This is a genomic window from Pseudoalteromonas sp. 5Ae-yellow, assembly GCF_014077565.1.
Classification (GTDB): domain Bacteria; phylum Pseudomonadota; class Gammaproteobacteria; order Enterobacterales; family Alteromonadaceae; genus Pseudoalteromonas.
Map to the genome: position 1 here is coordinate 1 of NZ_JACGWD010000128.1, position 3573 is coordinate 3573.

Genomic DNA, 3573 nt, shown 5'->3' on the forward strand with positions numbered 1-3573 from the left:
GGCGAGAGCCGAAGCCCCCTTTGGTCCGTAGACATTATGCGGTATTAGCAGTCGTTTCCAACTGTTGTCCCCCACCTCAAGGCATGTTCCCAAGCATTACTCACCCGTCCGCCGCTCGTCAGCAAAGAAGCAAGCTTCTCTCTGTTACCGCTCGACTTGCATGTGTTAGGCCTGCCGCCAGCGTTCAATCTGAGCCATGATCAAACTCTTCAATTAAAAAAGTTTTATGTCTTTCGACAGCTCAATGAATTCTGAATTTTTGTTTTTGTTGCCAAAAACGAATTGACTGTGCGTTATTATTTTCACTTTTAAAAAAGTGAAATCAAAACAGCTCAAGGCTGAATCTTTTAATAACATATGGTCACTCAGTTTCAATTGAGACTCTAATTTGCTTGCCTCGCTACCTAAGTAGCTTGGCTGTTAGAACTCAATCTGTACGAGTGCCCACACAGATGATTGCTTTATATTGTTAAAGAACGTTTGAGTCGCTTTAGCGTCTCAAGGGATGCGAATAATACACCCTTTATTTCTCGAGTCAACACTTTGTTTTAAACTTTCTTTCGACAATTTAAAACCGAAGTTTTATTTAACTCTCTGAGTAGTTCGTGCCTTGCTATGCTTCGGCCTTTCCCGTCTCAGTGGGGTCGCATTATAGGGAGCGGCGGATTTTACGCAAGCGTTATTTGCATAAAATAGTAATTAAAATTAAGCCCCAAGCAAGCACACATGATAAGCACAAGTTACCCACAAAAACCTGTTGATAACTCTTGTTTTTATATAGCTAAACCATTCTATAGCTTTTAATTAAAACCTTAAAAATGCAAAAAGCACCTTATTTAGGTGCTTCTCAAAAGTAATAGTTATTAGAATCTAGGGTCTGTTTATCTTTCAAGGTTAAATTTGCAGCAGCCTGTTTGGTATTCAGGCAAGGCAGAGCCTATGTAGTGTGGTTACTCCCCATAAATAGGCGATAACGTAGCATTAATGCCAAACAGGCGCTGCCCAAAAGGTTCTTCCTAGGGGCTATTTACTCTTTGTTACTCGGTTTTTACTTAGCCCACTAGGTTACAAATCTCGCGCCGCGATTAAACACCCCCTAGTTTGAACAAATTTTAATCCGCAAAGAGCAACAGACCCTAGTATAAAATACTATATAACTTGCGACGATACTTAGCTGCGAGTGCGTCGCCATCAGGTAAAGAGGCAATAATGGCTAAAAAGCTTGGTTTTGCTTCGTTGAAGTTCAGATCTTTTTGTAGAACTGTAAACAGTACATCCAATGCTTCTTCTTTTCTGCCTGCTTCATTGAGTAAAATACTGAGCTCTTCTTTTAATTCTAGGTCATTTGGGTACTTTTCTACTTGTTGTTGCTTTTCTTTAATCTCCGGTGAGTCTTTTGCTTCAAGCGCAGCTTCGCATTTTGCTTTTATATTATTAAAGTAAGCATCTTGCTCTTGTACGTCTATTGTATTTATAAGCGCTTGGGCTTCATCTACCTTGTGAATTTGAATACATATGTCTGCAAGCACTAATTTGATGCGTGCATTACCGCTGTCTATTTCATAAGCTTGCTTTGCATAATTAAATGCAGCATTTAAATCTGACTTTAATAACGCTTGTTTTGCTTGCTCTAACAGTAAGTCTTGTTGCGCAGGTAAATGCTTTGCTAGGGCTTCGCGTATTTGTGCCTCACTTTGAACACCTGCAAGTAAATCTACAGGTGCAGAGTCTTTTAATAATACAAGCGTAGGCAGAGTTTGAAGACCAACTTGTTGCGCAAGTTGAGAAGCGAGTGCTTGCTCTGCATCGCAATCTAGGTTTGCTACTACTATATAGCTTGCATATTCAGCCGCTACTTTATCTAAAATTGCAGCCTGTCCGATGCATTCAGGACTTTGAGGAGAGAAAAAGTTAAGCAACACCAATTTTTGCTGTGATGTTTCACCGAGTACTTGTTGAAGGTTTTGCGCATTAATACTAACTATGTTGCTCATTGAATTGATTGCCATATTCATCTATTTAGGTTTTTATATGGTGGTGAACATAATAATTACAAGTCATATACCTAAATCATCCGGTATACATATTCAACAATGAGGGAAAACATGAAATTAACTTATCTAAGTGCAATACTTTTATTAGCAAGCCCATTAGTACAAGCAAATAGACTCGATTTGAATTTAAGCAAAACCATGCCAGCTATAGAAAAGTTTTACCTCGATTTACACCAATCGCCAGAGCTTTCTTATCACGAACAAGAAACGGGTAATAAAATAGCGGATAAATTAACTCAGCTGGGTTTTAAAGTAACAAGTAATGTAGGTGGCTTTGGTGTTGTCGGCATTTACAAAAACGGAAACGGTCCAACCGTGATGATCCGTACTGACACCGATGGCTTACCTATTATAGAGCAGACAGGAAAGTCCTATGCCTCAAAAGTTAAAGTAATAGACGAGCATGGTGCTAAAGTAGGTGTAATGCACGGTTGTGGCCACGATATTCACATGAGCTCTTTTATTGGTACTGCTGAGCAATTAATAGTACACAAAGATCAATGGAAAGGCACTTTGATGATGGTTGCACAGCCTGCCGAAGAAGTTGGTGGGGGTGCTAAAGCCATGTTAGGCGAAGGACTATTTAGTAAATATGAAAAACCTGATCATATAATTGCTTTGCATGTAAGTGCTAGCGTCCCCGCTGGTAAGGTATCAATGAAAAATGAATACACTATGGCAAGTGTAGATTCTGTCGATATTACAATTAAAGGTAAAGGTGGTCATGGTGCTTATCCTCATACAACTATTGACCCTGTGGTTATAGCTGCACGCACTGTACTTGCTCTGCAAACAATCACAAGTCGAGAGCTTTCACCACTAGAGCCTTCTGTTATTACAGTTGGATCTATTCATGGTGGCTCAAAACATAATGTGATTTCGGATGAAGTAAACTACAACTCACTCTCAGAAGCTATAACCCAAATGTTAGAAGTGCTCAAATAGCAGCAATAAAACGAATCACGGCAGGTATTGCACAAAGTGCTGGCCTAAATGAATCAAACTACCCTGTAGTATATGTACATGAAGATGAATCTATTCCATCTACTTATAATAACCCTGCACAAACAGACATTGTTAGAAACTCTATTGCCAGCGAAATTGGTGATACTAATGTGCTTGAAACACAAGCTGTAATGGCAGGTGAAGACTTTGGCCTATACGGACGCACCGATGAAAACATCCCTATTACCTTATTTTGGCTAGGTGGCGTAAACCAAGCACAATATGCAGATTCAATAAAAACAGGTGAAGTACTCCCTTCCCTACACTCTAGTAAATTTGCACCAGATTATAAAGTTGCTATCCCTACCGGAATAAAAGCAATGAGTAACGCTGCTGTTGCTTTATTTAATAAGTAACCTGAATTCTGGATAATAAATCTATCTCAAGCAGAGTTCATATATGGTCTCCTCCAGTATTGCAAGGTGTCATTCAACGATAGCAGGGACAGGTTTGCTGTCATATATACGGTCTTTTAGTGAAGATTATTACTTCTGACCTTGATGTAATCCGCGCA

At 39.4% G+C, this 3573-nt stretch carries 1 protein-coding gene, 1 rRNA gene and 1 pseudogene; 1 reads left to right on the forward strand and 2 read right to left on the reverse strand.

The features are described from left to right. Positions 1-216, reverse strand: a 16S ribosomal RNA gene (locus H4J63_RS19470); the annotation flags it as partial. Between the two features lie 920 nt (positions 217-1136). After that, positions 1137-1994, reverse strand: coding sequence for a tetratricopeptide repeat protein (locus tag H4J63_RS19475; RefSeq protein ID WP_182198072.1), 858 nt, complete (start codon positions 1992-1994; stop codon positions 1137-1139). A gap of 111 nt (positions 1995-2105) precedes the next feature. On the opposite strand from H4J63_RS19475, the pseudogene H4J63_RS19480 reads away from it, so the two are divergent. After that, a pseudogene (locus tag H4J63_RS19480) lies at positions 2106-3415 on the forward strand (M20 family metallopeptidase). Positions 3416-3573: the final 158 nt, after the last annotated feature.

Bases quoted from the DNA above. Each gene is read 5' to 3' on its own strand.
- H4J63_RS19475 (WP_182198072.1), bottom strand. From the start codon at position 1,994: ATGAGCAACATAGTTAGTATTAATGCGCAAAACCTTCAACAAGTACTC.